This is a genomic window from Pseudomonas imperatae, assembly GCF_057128625.1.
On record NZ_JBSKHP010000087.1, the window covers coordinates 1 to 539 of the forward strand.

The 539-nt window shown below is 69.9% G+C and carries 2 protein-coding genes; both read right to left on the reverse strand.

Annotated elements, in window-relative coordinates; translation table 11 throughout:
- Positions 1–26 precede the first annotated feature (26 nt).
- The gene (locus tag ACWKWX_RS32735) at positions 27–320 is read right to left on the reverse strand and encodes a hypothetical protein (RefSeq protein WP_483829945.1); all 294 of its coding nucleotides are present in this window, start codon (positions 318–320) and stop codon (positions 27–29) included.
- A gap of 74 nt (positions 321–394) precedes the next feature.
- A partial coding sequence (locus tag ACWKWX_RS32740) for an alpha/beta hydrolase (protein WP_483829946.1) occupies positions 395–539 on the reverse strand: 145 nt, incomplete at its 5' end.

Genomic DNA, 539 nt, shown 5'->3' on the forward strand with positions numbered 1-539 from the left:
CCGTCCAGTCTTTGTAGCCGTCGGGCTCAGGCATCGGCCGGCACCACCGCGTCGACGCCCGCAAGAGCGAGCAGATCAGCCGCGAGCGCGGCACCCGAGGGGTACTTGTTGGGCTTGGCCAGCGGCTCCAGATACTCGGTCAGGCGGGCGGGGGAGAGCAGCTTTCCCGCGTCCGCGGCGTCGGCGAGCGCATCGGCGACGAGGGAGCGGTCGACCCACTGCTCGATCAGGTCGGCGATCGTGCGCTCGACGTCGGCGCGGGTGGCCTCGGGCTTGAGCAGCGTGTGGTCGATGTAGGTGGCCAGGTCGGGCGTGGTCATGGTGCTCCTTCGGGCGGGGACGACGACAAGCCTACGTTCCGCGGACGCTGGTGTGCTCGGCGAGGCGGCGCCTCTCAGCCGCAGCGGTGGCCGTCGTCCGGCACGGTTCCGTCGATGAGATAGGCGTCGACGGCGTCGGTCACGCACGCGTTGCCCTTGTTGTAGCCGAGATGCCCCTCGCCGACGTTGGTGATGAGGACGCCCTGGGAGAGCTGCGAA